This is a genomic window from Candidatus Pseudothioglobus sp. uisw_142, assembly GCF_059512465.1.
This window is the reverse complement of record NZ_CM183452.1, coordinates 1,485,243-1,501,515: the sequence shown is the minus strand read 5'-3', so window position 1 is coordinate 1,501,515 and position 16,273 is coordinate 1,485,243. Positions and strand designations below refer to the sequence as shown.

The following is a 16,273-nucleotide window of genomic DNA, read 5'->3' as shown; positions in this document are numbered from 1 at the left end:
ATTGGAGGCTGGGACCGGAGTCGAACCGGTCTAAAAGGCTTTGCAGGCCCCTGCATAACCGCTTTGCTACCCAGCCATTTTAGCTTTAACTAAAAAAAGCCTGTTTTCTACAGGCCAAAAAACGCAGTTAGAATTTGGAGCGGGAAACGAGATTCGAACTCGCGACATTCACGTTGGCAACGTGATGCTCTACCAGCTGAGCTATTCCCGCACAAGGTGTGAAATTATAGTGTTTTTTTTCTAACTGTCAAATGTTTTTAAGCCGGCAACAAGATATTTTATACCAGACCACAAAGTGAGAAATGTAGCAAAAAACAACAGTGCAAAACCCATTATATTTATCTCTTCTTCTGAAAAAGTGAAGAGTGGCTGATGAATCAGCAGAAAAATTATCGCCACCATTTGAACAAGGGTTTTAGATTTACCAATCCAAGATACTGCAACATTGGCCCTTTGGCCAATCTCGCTCATCCATTCTCTTAAGGCAGAAACAAGAATTTCTCGAGAGATAATAATGATTGAAGGTATTGTTACAAACCACGTGTGATAATAGTCGACTAAAAGAATAAGCGCTGTACAAACTAATAATTTGTCTGCAACCGGATCAAGAAATGCCCCAAGTTTAGAGACCTGATTAAGCCTTCTTGCTAAAAAACCATCTATAAAATCGGTTGCACTTATAAGCACGAATATTGAAACAATTGAGTAATGAACCCAGCTAAGACTATTTTCGGATAGCGACTCTAGAATTTCACCCGGCCTACCTTCTACATAGTCCGGTTGTAAGTAAAATAAACCAATGAAAACTGGAATTAAGCAGATTCTTGATAGGGTGATTAGGTTTGGGAGAGTCATCATAATGTTAATTCTATCAAAGACTCATTGCGTTTAGAATAAACTTTATAAGGTTGGCGCGCTCGGCAGGAGTCGAACCTGCAACCGCTCGGTTCGTAGCCGAGTACTCTATCCAGTTGAGCTACGAGCGCAGCTGCGTAATTATCGCCATGTTTCATCTAAAGGTCAAGAAGAGTTTTCGCTATTTACTAAATTATCAACTAATTCATTTAGCCGCATCATCCTTGATCCTTTAATTAGTATTGTGGAGCCTTGATGATTAGTTTGAATTGACTTAAAAATAGAGTTTATATCTTCAAACTGTTGGCCCTGATATTCCTTAGCGTCTTCTCCAATTGTTAAAAGATGATCAATCTTGGATTGACGAACATAGTCACCGATTTCTTGATGCAATTTTTTTGAATCTATACCGAGTTCACCCATAGATCCAAGCACCAAAACTTTCTCCCCAGAAAAATTACCAATACAATCTATTGCAGCCTTCATTGACTCTGGGTTTGCGTTATAGCTATCGTCAAGTATCTTAAAATTCTCAAGTTCAATCAACTCTAGTCGGCCTTTTTCTGGCAGGGTATTTTCAAGGCCTTTTTTAATAACATCTGACTCAATTCCAAGTGCAATGGCACAAGCAGCAGCAGCCAATGCATTGTCAACCTGATGCAGTCCAATCATAGAAAGATTTATATTCAAAGAATCATTACTATAGTTAAGATTGAAGTTGATGTGAGATTTGGATTCAGTGATTTCACTTGCATATATTCCGCTACCCTTACCAAAAAAGGTGAGACTCTGGGTGCCAGACATTTCGTGCCAGGTTTCTTTATGCGGAGAGGCAATATTTATTAGGGCTACACCATCTTTAGTTAATGATTCTAATATTTCTCCTTTAGCTATTACTAGGTTTTCTTCGCTTCCAAATTCACCTAAATGAGCGTTATTCGCATTGGTAATGATTGAAATATCTGGACACGCAATGGAGCATAATAGCGAGATTTCATGTTGATGATTTGCACCCATCTCAATAATGCAGTACTTGTGCCTCTCTTCCAGCTCAAGGAGTGTTTTTGGAACACCAAGATGATTGTTAAGATTACCTTTTGTTGATAGGGTGGGCGCAGCAATCGACAAAATAGAGTTGAGCATATTTTTAGTCGAAGTTTTGCCATTACTTCCTGTGATTGCAATGACAACGGGGGAGTGAAATTGGCGATGCCAGGCCGCAATATCTTGGTAAGCCTTCTCAGTATTGTTGACTTGAATCACAGGTAAGTTTGAATGAATTTTCTTATGAGCAATGATTGCAATTGCGCCTAACTCTTCTGCGTTTTGTGCAAAGCTATGGGCATCAAAATTTGGACCCTCGAGTGCGATGAAAAGTTTCCCATTGATATCTGCCCTGGTATCAGTACAGACCCCATTAAACTCTCTAGCTTCGTTACTATTTAACTTGCCATTGACAACCTTAGCAATTTTTTGGATATTAGTTGAGAGCATTCAATGCTACCTCAATGTCACTAAACTGAAGAGTTTTGGATCCTATAATTTGAGTCGTTTCATGACCTTTGCCGGCTATCAGCAGTGCCTCTTCTTCACCAAGTGTCTGGACGGCTGATTTGATTGCATCACCCCGATCTAAAATGACCTGAACATCATTTTCAACTTTTGTTCCTGCCAGAATATCATTCACGATTGACTGAGGGTCCTCACTCCTAGGATTGTCATTAGTTAAGATAATGCTGTCAGCAGTCTCACTCGCTATCTTGCCCATAATCTGTCTTTTGCCTTTATCTCTATCACCACCGCAGCCAAATAGGACCCTAATTTTGAATTCTGGGTAGTGTGTCTTAAGTGTAGAAAGGGCATTATCGAGCGCATCTGGCGTATGGGCATAGTCTACCCAAATGTGAGAGTTTTCTAGCTGCTGCATTCTTCCGGGCGGCGGTGAAAGCTTTGCGAGAAAAGGAATAATTTGATCGTCACTGTATCCCAAGCATTTGACACTTTGATATGCAGCCATCGCATTCGAAAGATTAAACTCTCCCACTAAGGGCAATTCAAAGACGTAATTATTGAGCTGACAAATAAAACCATTCTCACTATTTTTAAAGAATTCTAAATCATCAAGCCCAAATGTTATTGGATTTTTGTCTGAGGCATTATCTAAAAAGTATTGATGGCTTTCATCATCCCGATTAATAATAGCTTTTTTTGAGAAGTCATTCTTAAATAGTTTGACTTTGGCCTCTCGATAATTGTCCATTGTCTCATGGTAATCAAGATGATCTTGAGTCAAGTTAGTAAAAATGCCATGAATAAATGAAAGCCCCTCAAGTCGATCTTGTATGAGCGCATGAGAAGAGGCCTCAATGATGGCTAGCTTAATTCCCTGATTCCAGTATTCTTCGAGTGAACTGTATATTGAGAAGATGTCTGGCGTTGTATTAACACTCTTCTTATCCACCTTGCTGATTCCCAGAGTTCCAATGACGCCATTATCAACCTCTAAGAAATCTAGTAACTGCGAAATGTAATGACTGACAGAGGTCTTACCATTTGTTCCAGTAACCGCAATGAGATCAACATTCTTTGCTTTGGTGTAAAAATTTTGAGCAAGTTTAGATAGGTGCGTCTTGAGGTTGTCAATTCGAATAGTGGGAACATCACATTCAAAGTCTTTACCCTCTATTAAAACTGCTACGCAGCCATTCTCAATAGCACTGTCGATATACTCTACACCATGACTATTCTCACCTTGAAGTGCAATAAATAAATCACCTTTTGAAAGTGTATTCGAATTAAGCGAAATCCCAGAAACGTCGAATGTTTCAGTTGTTTGATGAATGCTAGATAAAAGGGTTTTAATGTCCATTATTATTAAAACCTATTAAGGTAATTTATACTTATTAAAATAATTTTGCTTGAATCAAAGTATGCATGTTGATTGCGCCAACTATATTGTTACTTGAGTCAACAACTGGCAATGAGTTTAAGCTGTATTTCTCCATCAATTTCATAGCGATTAATGCAGGTTCATGTGGCTCAATGGACTTGCAATTTATGGTCATGACATCTCCAATGGCTAGCTTCTGAAAATCGACATTGGACTCCAACGCCCTTCTTAAGTCACCATCTGTAAAGATCCCTGTAAGCTTTTCATTTTCAGCAATGAGAACCATTCCAAGCGCCTTTTCACTCATCACTAAAAGGCTATCAATAAGGAGGGTCTCTCTAGAGACCATTGGAATATCTTTCCCTGATTTCATAATGCTGGAAACAAGGGTAAGTAGTCTTCTGCCTAGAGATCCTGAAGGATGAGACATCGCAAAATCTTCTGATGTGAAATTGTTTGAAGAGATAAGTGAGACAGCAATGGCATCTCCCATCACCAAAGCCACAGTGGTACTTGAGGTTGGTGCTAAATTGTGAGGGCACGCTTCCTTATCGACACTGACATCCATATGAAAATCACTAGATGAGGCGATTGAAGATTTAGCATTACCTGTCATACTGATAATAGGTACATTCATTCTTTTGATGCCTGGGAGCAGTGCAATAATCTCATCTGACTCCCCAGAATAAGAAATCATAATAACAACATCATCATGACTTACCATTCCTAGGTCGCCATGACCCGCCTCTCCGGGATGCAAGTAGAAAGCAGGAGTCCCTGTAGATGCTAGGGTTGAAGAGATTTTTTTAGCAATATGGCCAGACTTACCCATTCCAATCAGAACAACTTTCCCCATACAGCTTTTGAGAGTATGGCAAACGTCAATAAAATTTTGATCGATTCTATCCTTAAGTAATAAAACAGAGTCAGATTCAGTTTGAATGACTTCTTTAGCGATATCGATTAATGATTTACCCACAGGTTCAGTAGAATTGGTCTTTGTTATGTATACAGAGATTATAAATATTATTTACAAGAATAGGTTATATAATCATTTGTTACTTATAAAAATAGACATGACAATTTTTTTACTGCAGCTTTAGTTTGAGTTTTTCTACTTGAATTGAAAATTATATTTTTTAAAGATAAATAATAGTTCAGAATGAAATATAATTATTGAATGAAAAAAATCTTCCTAGTTTTAATCCTAACCCTTTCTTCAATCCAGGCATATGCCGGGCCATGCCCAGATGGTAGTGAGCCAGTCAAAAGTATTTCAGAGGATGGTACCTACTTTGTATTCAACTGTGGTGGTGGAAATGATAATATTAATAATGCAGCATCCGAACAAATTAATGAAAATATAATTTCACCAATATCGCAAGGTACTTATACCCACAACAACAAGTATCACTCAGAACCCCCATTTTATTTTGCTTATGCTAAATTACTTGATACAAGAATGCGAATAGCAAAAATTCAAGGAAAAGGAGAAGCTTTTCAAATAAGTAAACTTGATGGGATACCTGAGTTAAATAAATTGTTCAAAAAGAAAAGGGTTTCAGAGTTTCCAGACAAAGAAAAGTGGGGTGCTAAACTATACTTTGATACAGTTGAAATTAGTGAAAAAGTTGGATGGATCGGACAAAACAATCCATCAGCTTTAGTTGAAGACTTTATCAGTATTGACTTAGACCATGATGGCGATAAAGATTGGCTTGTTTTCTTGTATGGCTTTACTCAGGTGAAAAAGGACAATTCAAGCGAAATATATAAGAACTGCAGCAGAGAGGGTTGTGTAAGTGGAGACATTGTATTTCAAGTTGTAGCTTTTTTGACTGATGAAAATGGAAAGGCCCAAGGGCCAAAAGATGCTGGTCAATTTTTTGTAAGTGGAAATGCTCCTTATGTAAAAAATGCTCGCATGATTCGTATTGCAGATTTTAATGGTGATGGCATTGATGATTATATTATTGCTGAAGCTGGTTGGGACAATCCACCTTATAGCTACAAACCGTCTTATCAAAGTCATCTTTTTATGAGCACAGGCGATAAATTTAAACATGTTGAATTTGGCATATTAGATAAAGCACATGGAATAACTGCTGGTGATATAGAGAATGATGGCGACCAGGACTTTATCATTTCCTATGTAGATAGGTCAGTCATTTATATTAATGATGGAAAGGGAAATTTTAAAAATCAAGGCATTATTCAAATCGAACATCACACAAATTATCTTGAGCTTGCAGACTTGGACTCCGATGGTTATCTTGATTTACTTATTGGCACAAATGGTTGTAGCCATGCTCCTAGCATTCTTAGAAATAATGGAAGCGGTTCTTTCTCAACATTTGACCTAATTCAAATGCCTATTAAAAAAGCCAATCAATGCGGAGGTGATCCATGGAGTAATGACTTTTCCATGATTCATCATCTCATGGAGTTTGATGATAAATTTCTACTACTTACAAGTAATAACCACCAAGGCTGGGGTTTTTCAACACTTATAAAAGATGGTAAAAATTTAAGAATTATGAACTCAGGTAAGTTTAAAAAAGAAAATGTTTCAGAAAACCATTTTCCTTATAAAGTGATGCTTGATAAAGATAAGATTGTTATTTTTGATTTTAATTTTGAGCCTTATTACTTCGAATTCAATCATGATACTGGTGAGCTTATTCAGCAGTTAGATAATAACAGCATAGTAATAAATAAAATAGCTTTAAATTCGGAAGAGAAAGTGGTGTTGGAAGAACATGGTGAACTAGAGGTAGTACTTACCGAAGAAAACAAAAGTAGCCCACTATTTGATGGACGATATAGTTTTGATGTATTTAGATATTCTGATAATGAAGATAATCAGAGAGTTGGGAGTGGTTTTGTTAATATTAGTAATGGTAAAGTAATGATAGAAAAAGACAATCGTGAACTCAAAACAGGTTCAACAGATTTCTATGACACTTTTAGTGGCCAAATTAATGAGAAAGGAAAAGTTTCTGCATCTATGACGCTCGATGTTTTAAATGGAAAAAATGCACCAGAACCTTATGAATTTAATGGATCGATAAAAGATAAGAAGATATGGGGTGAGACTGCTTTTAAAAATTCCTTTAAGGCTTTCATGCTCCTAGAAGAAGCTACAACTATTAATCTTGCCAAGCCTCTTGAGTCAGTCAAAGAAGTCAGCGAGGTATCTAATGCATTTGATGGATCTTATTCATTCACGTTGGACCGCTTTAATTCTTCTGAAGGGTCTATAGATTTAGGTAGAGGTATATTAGAAATAAAAGATGGAAAGATAAGTGTTGCGAAGAAATCTCGACAACTTAAAACAAGTTCAACTTCGTATTACGATACTTTTGAAGGCCAAATAGACAAACAAGGTAATATAACTGCCTCATTTACTGTGAATGCACTGAAGGGTAAAGGTAGCCCCCAGCCAGTGATTTTTTCGGGAAGGATGAATGAGCTCCAAATAAAAGGAAAGTTTGATGATTATTTTGAAATGATTATCCAAATTAAGCCAATCAAGTCTATTGAGCCTGCCAAGAAAGTTAGCGAGGCAGCTAATTCATTTGATGGATCTTATGCTTTCTTGCTTACCACCGAATCAGATAATGGCATTCAAAATATCGGCAGCGCACAATTCATAATCAAAGATGGGAAGATTAGTGTTGCAAGAAAATATCGATACCTCGATACCAGTGCAATCAGCACTTATGATACTTTTGAAGGTGTAATTGATAAAGAAGGAAACATAAATGTCTCATTTGAGTTCAACCCAATTAGGTATATGGTTGAATCTAAGAATATTAAATTTTCTGGAAGTATGGACTCTCTTCAGTTGAGAGGAAGATTTGATGAAATAAAGTCATGGGATAACAATACAAAAAAGTATGTCCTTGATAAAATTTTTTATCCATCCTTTTATGATGTGATTATCGACTTCAAAAAAGAAAATTATTAGACTTTTATTAGTATTAATAGAGAATTTTAACTAGCCCATGCGAAAGCATCTAATACTTTTTATTCTATCCATCTTATCAGCACAAATTGAAATATAATTCCATGATGGAAAACTTTTGCCATTCATATTTATTTGAACTAAATCAGTGGAATTAAAAAATAAAGTTTTGTTTGTTTGTATGGGTAATATTTGTCGCTCACCAACTGCAGAGGGCGCATTTCGATCAATTGTTGAAAAAAAGACTAAGTCTCAATATTTTGAAATAGACTCAGCTGGAACGCATGCATATCATATAGGTAATTCACCTGATCAAAGATCTCAACAAGCTGCGATCAATCATTGCGTTGACTTGTCAAGCCAGAGAGCACGTCAAGTTCATGAGAGTGACTTTTATTATTATGACTTCATTATTGCTATGGATTTTGACAACCTTGAGAGATTGAAATCAATGTGCCCTAAGGATAGTCATTCAAAGATTGAATTAATGTTAGATTATTCTAATGAGCATCCTGGTGCTAGTGTTCCTGACCCCTATTATGAAGGGAAATTTGATGAAGTCTTCAAAATGGTCCACTCAGCCTGTTTGTCTTTTTATGAAAGTATCGAAAAAAAGACCAATATTCATTGACATCGTAGATACCACCAAAGTATAATTGCCGGCTTTATTCACCCCAAAGTGGGCGAAAAACTAAATATACATTGGAGTATAAACCTTTATGTCAACGATTAACCAATTGGTACGAAAGCCGAGAAGTAAGAAGATAGTTAAAACTGGTGTTCCTGCATTAGACAGCTGCCCGCAAAAGCGTGGGGTATGCACTCGAGTCTATACTACAACTCCAAAAAAACCAAACTCTGCTCTTAGAAAGGTTGCTCGTGTCAGACTGACTAACTCTGCTGAAGTTACTACTTACATTGGTGGTGAAGGTCACAATCTTCAAGAGCACTCTGTGATTCTTATCCGTGGTGGCCGTGTAAAGGATTTACCTGGTGTTCGTTACCACACTGTTCGTGGAGCACTAGATACAACAGGTGTTGATGGAAGAATGCAAGGCCGTTCAAAATACGGTACCAAGAGACCTAAAAAATAATTTTTAAGAGAATACTAATATGAGAAGAAGAGCCGCACCAAAAAGACAAATATTACCAGATCCTAAGTACGGCGATCTCGTACTAGCTAAATTTGTAAACATTCTGATGCTTGATGGTAAGAAATCAGTTGCAGAAAAGATTGTTTATGATGCATTGGATACAATCGAATCTAAAGGTAATGCTGAGCCAATCGAAACATTCAAAAAGGCTTTAGACAATATTGGTCCTCAAGTCGAAATCAAGTCTCGCCGTGTTGGTGGTTCAACTTATCAAGTTCCAGTCGAAGTCAGATCAGATCGAAAGGTCGCTTTGGCAATGCGCTGGATTATAGAAGCCTCAAGAAAACGTGGTGAAAAGGGTATGAAGCTTAGATTAGCTGGAGAGGTTCTTGATGCGGTTCAGAATCGTGGTACTGCATTCAAGAAGAAAGAAGACACTCACAGAATGGCAGAAGCAAACAAAGCTTTTGCTCATTTCCGCTGGTAATTTAAGGACTCAATCATGGCAAGAACCACACCTATTAATCGTTATCGTAATGTCGGAATCATGGCACATATTGATGCCGGAAAGACAACTACAACTGAACGTATTCTTTTATATACAGGCCGTACTCACAAAATTGGTGAAGTTCACGACGGAAGTGCAACAATGGACTGGATGGAGCAGGAGCAAGAAAGAGGTATTACAATTACTTCAGCTGCAACAACATGTTTCTGGAATGGTATGGATGGTCAATTCGATGATCACCGTGTCAATATTATTGATACCCCAGGTCACGTGGACTTTACGATTGAGGTCGAGAGGTCACTAAAAGTATTAGACGGCGCTTGCGCCGTTTTTTGTGCGGTTGGCGGTGTAGAGCCTCAATCCGAAACAGTTTGGAGACAAGCTAACAAATATAACGTTCCAAGAATCGGCTTTGTTAATAAGATGGACCGAGCAGGCGCAGATTTCTTGAGAGTTGTTGAACAAGTTAAAACTAGATTAGGTGCTAACCCTGTTCCAATGCAAATTGCTATTGGTGCAGAGGATGCTTTCGAGGGTGTTGTTGACCTTATTAGAATGAAAGCAATTTATTGGAATGAAGCAGACCAAGGTGCTACCTATGAAGTCAAGGATGTTCCTGCTGAGCTTCAGGACCTAGCCGATGAGAAGCGTGAATTCATGATTGAATCTGCAGCCGAGGCAACAGAAGAATTAATGGAAAGCTATCTGGAAGAAGGTACTCTGACTGATGACGAAATTAAAGAAGGTATCCGTTTACAAACAATTGCGAATGAAATCATTCCTATGTTTTGTGGTACTGCATTTAAAAACAAAGGCGTTCAGGCTGTTCTAGACGCAATGATTATGTATATGCCTTCACCTTTAGATGTTGAGCCAATTAGTGGAATCTTAGATGATGCAGCTGAAACTGTTGCGCCAAGAATTCCAACAGATACTGAGCCATTTGCTGCATTAGCTTTCAAAATTGCGACTGACCCGTTCGTGGGCAACTTAACTTTCTTCAGAGTTTACTCAGGTGTCTTGAAGTCAGGTGATTTTGTATACAATTCATCGAAAGACAAGAAAGAGCGCATCGGTCGTATTGTACAAATGCACTCTAATGACCGTGAAGAGATTAAGGAAGTAAGAGCCGGAGACATCGCAGCTGCGATTGGTCTTAAAGATGTGACTACTGGTGATACATTGTGTGACATGAAGGACAAAATTGTTCTTGAAAGAATGGAATTTCCTGAGCCGGTTATTGCTGTTGCTGTTGAACCTAAAACTAAGGTTGACCAAGAGAAGATGGGTATTGCTCTAGGTAAGCTCGCTAACGAAGATCCATCGTTTAGAGTTTCATCAGATGAAGAGTCTGGCCAAACTATTATTGCTGGTATGGGCGAACTTCACTTAGATATCATCGTTGACCGTATGATGCGTGAGTTTGATGTTGAGTGTAATGTTGGTGCGCCTCAAGTGGCATACCGTGAAACAATTACGACTCTAGTCGAGCACGAACATAAGTTTGCTAAACAGTCTGGTGGTCGTGGTCAGTACGGACATGTCTATCTGCGAATAGAGCCTCAAGAACCAGGAACTGGCTATGAGTTTGTTGATGAAATTAAAGGTGGTGTTATTCCTAAGGAATACGTTCCAGCGGTTAACAAAGGTGTTCAGGAGCAGATGCAGAATGGTGTTATTGCTGGCTTCCCATTAGTTGACGTTAAGGTAACAGTCTATGACGGTTCATACCATGATGTCGACTCTAATGAAATGGCATTTAAAATTGCGGCTTCAATGTGCATCAGAGAGGGTGTGAAACTTGCTAATCCTCAATTGCTTGAGCCCATGATGAAAGTTGAAGTTTCAACACCGGAAGATTACATGGGTGATGTGATGGGTGATCTTAACCGTCGCAGAGGAATTGTAAGTGCGATGGATGATACGCCTGCTGGAAAGCAAATTAGAGCTGAAGTACCTTTAGCTGAAATGTTTGGCTATGCGACAGACCTTCGTTCTATGTCACAAGGACGTGCAAACTATTCAATGGAGTTTGCCAAATATACTGCTGCTCCAAGAAATGTTGCAGAAGATGTTATTGAAAAATTAAATTCTTAATAGGGGATTAAAAATGGCAAAAGAAAAATTTGAAAGAACCAAACCACACGTAAATGTGGGAACAATTGGTCACGTTGACCATGGTAAAACGACTTTAACTGCAGCCCTTACTAAGGTGATGGCTGAAGCCCGTGGTGGTGAGTTCAAGGATTACGCAGATATTGATAATGCTCCTGAAGAAAGAGAGCGTGGTATCACTATCTCAACAGCACACGTAGAGTATGAGTCAGAAGCTCGTCACTACGCACACGTTGACTGTCCAGGACACGCTGACTATGTGAAGAACATGATTACAGGTGCTGCTCAGATGGACGGCGCTATTATTGTAATCGCTGCAACTGATGGACCAATGGCTCAAACACGTGAGCACATTCTATTGTCTCGTCAGGTCGGTGTTCCATACATTGTGGTTTACATGAATAAAGCTGACATGGTTGACGATGAAGAACTCGTTGAACTTGTTGAAATGGAAATCCGTGAGCTTCTAACAGAATATGAATTCCCAGGTGATGACACGCCAGTTGTTTTTGGTTCAGCACTAAAAGCACTCGAGGGTGACACATCAGATATCGGTGTTCCTTCAATCCTGAAGTTAGTTGAAGCGTTAGACACTTATATCCCAACACCAGAGCGTGATACAGATAAGACATTCCTTATGCCTATTGAGGACGTGTTCTCAATCTCAGGTCGTGGAACGGTTGTTACTGGTCGTATCGAGCGCGGCGTTGTAAACGTGGGTGATGAAATCGAAATCGTAGGTATTAAAGACACTCAGTTGACTACATGTACGGGTGTTGAAATGTTTAGAAAGTTGCTTGACTCAGGTGAAGCAGGTGATAACGTTGGTGTTCTTCTTCGTGGTACCAAGCGTGAAGAAGTTGAGCGTGGTCAGGTCTTAGCTAAGAAAGGGACGATCAACCCGCACACTAAGTTTGAAGCTGAAGTCTATATCTTAAGCAAAGAAGAAGGTGGCCGTCATACGCCATTCTTCAACAACTATCGTCCACAGTTCTACTTCAGAACAACAGACGTGACTGGCGCATGTGAATTACCATCAGGTACTGAAATGGTTATGCCAGGCGACAATGTGAAGATGACAGTTGAGTTACTTGCTCCAATTGCAATGGAAGAGGGTTTAAGATTTGCAATTAGAGAAGGCGGACGCACGGTAGGTGCTGGAGTCGTCTCGAAGATAACAAGTTAGTTAAATTAAGGCCGTCGAATTATTGTATAATCGACGGTTTTTTCGTTTCGGAAGTTAGAAAAGGCAAATAGGCAAATGAGCAATCAAAATATTAGAATTAAATTAAAGGCATTTGATCATCGTTTAATCGATAAATCAGCCGTAGAGATTGTCGAGACAGCTAAGCGCACAGGTGCTAGTGTAAGGGGCCCAATCCCTTTGCCTACAAAGAAAGAACGCTTTACTGTATTGACTTCTCCGCACGTAAATAAAGATGCTAGAGATCAGTACGAGTTAAAAACATATGTTAGGTTGATGGACGTTATAAGTCCAACTGATAAAACCGTAGACGCTTTGATGAAATTAGATCTGGCTGCGGGAGTTGACGTAAAAATTCAACTTAACTAATCGATAAAGATAGGATTAAGAAAATGGCAATTGCATTAGTAGGACAAAAAGTAGGAATGACGCGACTTATGGCTGATGATGGTTCAGCAGCATCTGTAAGCGTTATAAAAATAGAACCTAATCGCATAGTGCAGACTAAGTCAGTTGATTCTGATGGTTACAATGCAGTGCAAGTGACTACTGGTAGAAAGATGAACAAGAAAGGCGAAGCCAAAATTGGACGCGTTAGTAGTTCTCTTAAGGGTCACTACGCTAAGGCATCTCAAGAAATAGGCGATGGCCTATGGGAGATGAGAGTAAGCGATGCTGAAATCTCAGCAATGCCTAATCTTGATATTTCATTTTTTGGTGCAGGACACTTCGTTAATGTCACTGGACAATCAAAAGGTAAAGGTTTTCAAGGTGGTGTAAAGCGCCATAACTTTAGTATGCAGGATGCAACACACGGTAACTCTATATCTCACCGTGCTATTGGATCTACTGGTCAGTGCCAAGAGCCTGGCCGTGTATTTAAAGGTAAAAAAATGGCGGGTCAAATGGGTAATGCTCAGGTGACTGAAGAGTGCCTTGAGATTTTAAGAGTTGATAGTGATCGTAACTTGTTATTAGTTAAGGGCGCGATTCCAGGGTCAAAAAATGGCTTTGTGAGAGTGTTTTTGTCAGACAAGAAAAATAATGCTAATTCTAAAGTAACCAAAGAGCTTTCAGATAAGTTAGCTAATGAAGCTGCAGAAGCTGAAGTTGCAAAAGCAGAGGCTGAGGCAGCAAAAGCTGCAGCAGAAGCTCCAGCAGAAGAAGCGGCTCCAGTAGAGTCGCCAAAAGCAGAGTCAGCTGACGAAGCTGACGAAGGCAAAGATAAAGAAGCTGAAGCTTAAAAAAATAGAATATATATAGGTCTAGTGATGAAAGTAAAAGTATTGAATTTAAAAACAAACAAATCTACTTCACAAGAAGTTTCTGAAGACATTTTTGGCCGTGACTACAATGAGTCACTAGTGCATCAAATTACGACTGCTTATATGGCAGGTGGAAGAAGTGGAACGAAGGCGCAAAAAAATCGCTCAGCAGTGAGTGGCGGTGGTAAAAAACCTTGGAAACAAAAAGGTACTGGCCGTGCAAGAGCGGGAACTTCAAGAGGACCGATTTGGAGAAGTGGTGGTGTAACTTTTGCAGCACAGCCTCGCAACTACTCTCAAAAAGTAAATAAAAAAATGTACAAGGGTGCAATCAGCGTTATTTTTTCTGAGCTCCTTCGCAATGACCGTTTGAAAGTTGTTTCAGATCTTGAAATTAAAGAGCCTAAAACAAAAAACATTACATCACTTATGAAGTCCTTAGATTTAAAGGATGCTCTTTTGATGACAGACGAGTTAGATGAGAACTTGTACTTGTCTTCACGAAATTTGTACCATGTCGGCGTTTGTGATACGCAAAGCATCGATCCAGTCAGTTTAATTGGTTATGAGAATGTAGTTTTAACTAAAGCTGCGTTAAAGAAAGTTGAGGCAATGTTATGAATCAAGAAAAAGTATTGAGCGTCCTCCTTGGGCCAATTGTTTCTGAAAAAACTACTCTAGCTACGGCTAATAATCAGTATGTTTTTAAAGTTAGAACTGATAGCAATAAAAGAGAAATAAGTGCGGCAGTCGAGGAATTGTTTGGTGTTACTGTTGAAGGCGTTACGACTTCAAATGTAAAAGGAAAAAAGAAAATTTACAGAGGTAAAACTGGACAGCGCGTTAATTGGAAAAAAGCAGTCGTTAGGGTATCTGAAGGTCAGATGATCGACGCTACTGCATCATAGAGAATTTATTATGGCAACAGTTATTAAAAGAAAACCAACTTCACCAGGCAGACGATTTGTTGTAAGTGTTGTTGATAATGACTTGCATAAAGGTAAGCCTTTTGCTGCATTAACAGAAAGTAAAAATAGAATTAATGGCCGTAATAACCGCGGAAAGATTACTGTAAGGCATAGAGGCGGAGGCCATAAGCAAAGATATCGTATTATTGACTTTAAGCGCAATAAGGATGATATTGAAGCAACAGTTGAAAGAATTGAGTACGACCCAAATCGAAGTGCAAACATTGCTTTAGTCTTATACGCAGATGGTGAGAGACGTTATATTATTGCTCCGAAAGGCGTCAAGTCAGGAGATAAGATCGTCTCTGGAAATTCAGTTGCAATCCAAAAGGGTAACAGTCTTCCTTTGAGCAACATACCTCTCGGTAGTGTTATTCATTGCGTTGAGTTAAAGCCTAAGAAAGGTGCACAGATTGCTAGAAGTGCTGGCACTTCAGTTCAATTGGTTGCGAAGGAAGGTAACTACGTAACAATCAGATTGCGTTCTGGTGAGGTTAGAAAAGTTTTGGCTGAGTGTCGTGCGACTCTTGGTGAAGTATCTAAATCAGAGCATAGCTTAAGAAAACTTGGAAAAGCTGGTGCCACTCGTTGGAGAGGTGTTAGGCCTACAGTTCGTGGTGTTGTTATGAATCCTGTCGATCACCCACATGGTGGTGGTGAAGGTAAGACAAGTGGTGGAAGACACCCTGTTTCTCCATGGGGTACACCAACGAAAGGTTACAAAACAAGAACTAATAAACGTACTGACAAGCTTATTGTCCGTAGAAGAAAATAAAGGGTAATTATGGCAAGATCACTTAGAAAAGGTCCATTTGTAGATGAGCATTTAATTCAAAAAGTTTTAAAGGCTCAAGATAGTAATGATAGAAAACCAATTAAAACATGGTCACGCCGTTCAGTAATCGTGCCTGAGATGATTGGTCTTACAATAGCTATTCATAATGGCCGAGTTCATGTTCCTGTTTCGATTAACGAGAATATGATTGGACATAAGTTAGGCGAATTTGCCACAACAAGAACATTTAAAAGTCACTCAGGTGATAGAAAGTAGTTTTAGCAAAGGGTTATAAAAATGAAAGAAGTTAAAGCAATTCATAAGTATGCAAAAATCTCTGCCTTCAAGGTGAGATTAATTGCTGACCAGATCAGAAACAAGCCTGTTGAAGAGGCTTTGAATATTTTGACATTTAGCAATAAAAAAGCAGCAGTCTTAGTCAAGAAGGTTTTAAGTTCTGCAATTTCTAACGCTGAGCATAATGACGGTCTAGATATTGATGAGTTAAAAGTGAGTAGTGTTTTCGTAAACGAGGGCTCTACAATGAAGCGAATTCGTCCAAGAGCAAAAGGAAGAGCGAATCGAATTCTTAAACGAACAAGCCACATTAGTGTTGGCGTAAGCGAGTAAAT

Annotated in this window: 17 protein-coding genes and 3 tRNA genes; 13 read left to right on the top strand and 7 right to left on the bottom strand. The window is 38.8% G+C overall.

Annotated elements, in window-relative coordinates:
• Nucleotides 1–2 precede the first annotated feature (2 nt).
• From AC5YGB_RS07710 to AC5YGB_RS07680, 7 genes are all read right to left on the bottom strand, one after another.
• Nucleotides 3–76 (bottom strand) — tRNA-Cys (locus AC5YGB_RS07710).
• A 59-nt stretch (nt 77–135) separates the two neighbouring features.
• Nucleotides 136–211 (bottom strand) — tRNA-Gly (locus tag AC5YGB_RS07705).
• A 29-nt stretch (nt 212–240) separates the two neighbouring features.
• Nucleotides 241–855, bottom strand: coding sequence for a CDP-diacylglycerol--glycerol-3-phosphate 3-phosphatidyltransferase (gene pgsA, locus AC5YGB_RS07700; protein WP_496138026.1), 615 nt, complete (start codon nt 853–855; stop codon nt 241–243).
• Nucleotides 856–909: 54 nt separating this feature from the next.
• Nucleotides 910–986, bottom strand: a tRNA-Arg gene (locus AC5YGB_RS07695).
• A 34-nt stretch (nt 987–1,020) separates the two neighbouring features.
• Nucleotides 1,021–2,349, bottom strand: coding sequence for a UDP-N-acetylmuramoyl-tripeptide--D-alanyl-D-alanine ligase (locus AC5YGB_RS07690; RefSeq protein ID WP_496137155.1), 1,329 nt, complete (start codon nt 2,347–2,349; stop codon nt 1,021–1,023).
• The gene (locus tag AC5YGB_RS07685) at nt 2,336–3,724 is read right to left on the bottom strand and encodes a UDP-N-acetylmuramoyl-L-alanyl-D-glutamate--2,6-diaminopimelate ligase (RefSeq protein ID WP_496137154.1); all 1,389 of its coding nucleotides are present in this window, start codon (nt 3,722–3,724) and stop codon (nt 2,336–2,338) included. The genes AC5YGB_RS07690 and AC5YGB_RS07685 overlap by 14 nt, the downstream gene beginning before the upstream one ends.
• A gap of 34 nt (nt 3,725–3,758) precedes the next feature.
• Nucleotides 3,759–4,724, bottom strand: a complete 966-nt coding sequence (locus tag AC5YGB_RS07680; protein ID WP_496137153.1) for a KpsF/GutQ family sugar-phosphate isomerase — start codon at nt 4,722–4,724, stop codon at nt 3,759–3,761.
• Between the two features lie 201 nt (nt 4,725–4,925).
• Here AC5YGB_RS07680 and AC5YGB_RS07675 point away from each other — a divergent pair, with 201 nt between their 5' ends.
• The 13 genes from AC5YGB_RS07675 (at nt 4,926) to rplV (ending at nt 16,271) form a co-directional block, all read left to right on the top strand.
• Nucleotides 4,926–7,715 (top strand): FG-GAP-like repeat-containing protein, encoded by a 2,790-nt coding sequence (locus AC5YGB_RS07675; RefSeq protein WP_496137152.1) that lies wholly within the window; start codon nt 4,926–4,928, stop codon nt 7,713–7,715.
• A 145-nt stretch (nt 7,716–7,860) separates the two neighbouring features.
• A complete protein-coding gene (locus AC5YGB_RS07670) occupies nt 7,861–8,343 on the top strand; it encodes an arsenate reductase/protein-tyrosine-phosphatase family protein (RefSeq protein ID WP_496137151.1) in 483 nt (160 codons plus the stop codon).
• 88 nt (nt 8,344–8,431) lie between these two features.
• Nucleotides 8,432–8,806: a 30S ribosomal protein S12 gene (rpsL, locus tag AC5YGB_RS07665; protein WP_020025197.1), complete on the top strand. Its 375-nt coding sequence runs from the start codon at nt 8,432–8,434 to the stop codon at nt 8,804–8,806.
• A 19-nt stretch (nt 8,807–8,825) separates the two neighbouring features.
• Complete coding sequence (gene rpsG, locus AC5YGB_RS07660; protein ID WP_020025196.1) at nt 8,826–9,293, top strand: 30S ribosomal protein S7; 468 nt, start codon at nt 8,826–8,828, stop codon at nt 9,291–9,293.
• Nucleotides 9,294–9,308: 15 nt separating this feature from the next.
• Nucleotides 9,309–11,411, top strand: a complete 2,103-nt coding sequence (gene fusA, locus AC5YGB_RS07655; protein ID WP_020025195.1) for an elongation factor G — start codon at nt 9,309–9,311, stop codon at nt 11,409–11,411.
• A gap of 13 nt (nt 11,412–11,424) precedes the next feature.
• A complete protein-coding gene (gene tuf / locus AC5YGB_RS07650; RefSeq protein ID WP_020026356.1) occupies nt 11,425–12,615 on the top strand; it encodes an elongation factor Tu in 1,191 nt (396 codons plus the stop codon).
• Between the two features lie 75 nt (nt 12,616–12,690).
• Nucleotides 12,691–13,002, top strand: coding sequence for a 30S ribosomal protein S10 (rpsJ, locus tag AC5YGB_RS07645; RefSeq protein WP_020026353.1), 312 nt, complete (start codon nt 12,691–12,693; stop codon nt 13,000–13,002).
• A 23-nt stretch (nt 13,003–13,025) separates the two neighbouring features.
• The gene (gene rplC / locus AC5YGB_RS07640) at nt 13,026–13,877 is read left to right on the top strand and encodes a 50S ribosomal protein L3 (protein WP_496137150.1); all 852 of its coding nucleotides are present in this window, start codon (nt 13,026–13,028) and stop codon (nt 13,875–13,877) included.
• 27 nt (nt 13,878–13,904) lie between these two features.
• The gene (rplD, locus tag AC5YGB_RS07635; protein ID WP_020025140.1) at nt 13,905–14,519 is read left to right on the top strand and encodes a 50S ribosomal protein L4; all 615 of its coding nucleotides are present in this window, start codon (nt 13,905–13,907) and stop codon (nt 14,517–14,519) included.
• Entirely contained in the window at nt 14,516–14,806 is a 291-nt protein-coding gene (gene rplW / locus AC5YGB_RS07630) for a 50S ribosomal protein L23 (RefSeq protein WP_020025141.1), read from the top strand. Before rplD ends, rplW begins: the two co-directional genes overlap by 4 nt.
• 10 nt (nt 14,807–14,816) lie before the next feature.
• Nucleotides 14,817–15,641, top strand: a complete 825-nt coding sequence (gene rplB, locus AC5YGB_RS07625) for a 50S ribosomal protein L2 (protein WP_020025142.1) — start codon at nt 14,817–14,819, stop codon at nt 15,639–15,641.
• 9 nt (nt 15,642–15,650) lie between these two features.
• Nucleotides 15,651–15,917 (top strand): 30S ribosomal protein S19, encoded by a 267-nt coding sequence (gene rpsS, locus AC5YGB_RS07620; protein ID WP_020025143.1) that lies wholly within the window; start codon nt 15,651–15,653, stop codon nt 15,915–15,917.
• Nucleotides 15,918–15,938: 21 nt separating this feature from the next.
• Nucleotides 15,939–16,271, top strand: a complete 333-nt coding sequence (gene rplV / locus AC5YGB_RS07615; protein ID WP_020025144.1) for a 50S ribosomal protein L22 — start codon at nt 15,939–15,941, stop codon at nt 16,269–16,271.
• Nucleotides 16,272–16,273: the final 2 nt, after the last annotated feature.

Excerpts from the sequence above, each read along its gene's own strand:
- pgsA (WP_496138026.1), bottom strand. The coding sequence starts at position 855 with ATGACTCTCCCAAACCTAATCACCCTATCAAGAATCTGCTTAATTCCA.
- AC5YGB_RS07690 (WP_496137155.1), bottom strand. The coding sequence starts at position 2,349 with ATGCTCTCAACTAATATCCAAAAAATTGCTAAGGTTGTCAATGGCAAG.
- AC5YGB_RS07685 (WP_496137154.1), bottom strand. The coding sequence starts at position 3,724 with ATGGACATTAAAACCCTTTTATCTAGCATTCATCAAACAACTGAAACA.
- AC5YGB_RS07675 (WP_496137152.1), top strand. The coding sequence starts at position 4,926 with ATGAAAAAAATCTTCCTAGTTTTAATCCTAACCCTTTCTTCAATCCAG.
- rpsL (WP_020025197.1), top strand. The coding sequence starts at position 8,432 with ATGTCAACGATTAACCAATTGGTACGAAAGCCGAGAAGTAAGAAGATA.
- rpsG (WP_020025196.1), top strand. The coding sequence starts at position 8,826 with ATGAGAAGAAGAGCCGCACCAAAAAGACAAATATTACCAGATCCTAAG.
- fusA (WP_020025195.1), top strand. The coding sequence starts at position 9,309 with ATGGCAAGAACCACACCTATTAATCGTTATCGTAATGTCGGAATCATG.
- tuf (WP_020026356.1), top strand. The coding sequence starts at position 11,425 with ATGGCAAAAGAAAAATTTGAAAGAACCAAACCACACGTAAATGTGGGA.
- rpsJ (WP_020026353.1), top strand. The coding sequence starts at position 12,691 with ATGAGCAATCAAAATATTAGAATTAAATTAAAGGCATTTGATCATCGT.
- rplC (WP_496137150.1), top strand. The coding sequence starts at position 13,026 with ATGGCAATTGCATTAGTAGGACAAAAAGTAGGAATGACGCGACTTATG.
- rplD (WP_020025140.1), top strand. The coding sequence starts at position 13,905 with ATGAAAGTAAAAGTATTGAATTTAAAAACAAACAAATCTACTTCACAA.
- rplW (WP_020025141.1), top strand. The coding sequence starts at position 14,516 with ATGAATCAAGAAAAAGTATTGAGCGTCCTCCTTGGGCCAATTGTTTCT.
- rplB (WP_020025142.1), top strand. The coding sequence starts at position 14,817 with ATGGCAACAGTTATTAAAAGAAAACCAACTTCACCAGGCAGACGATTT.
- rpsS (WP_020025143.1), top strand. The coding sequence starts at position 15,651 with ATGGCAAGATCACTTAGAAAAGGTCCATTTGTAGATGAGCATTTAATT.
- rplV (WP_020025144.1), top strand. The coding sequence starts at position 15,939 with ATGAAAGAAGTTAAAGCAATTCATAAGTATGCAAAAATCTCTGCCTTC.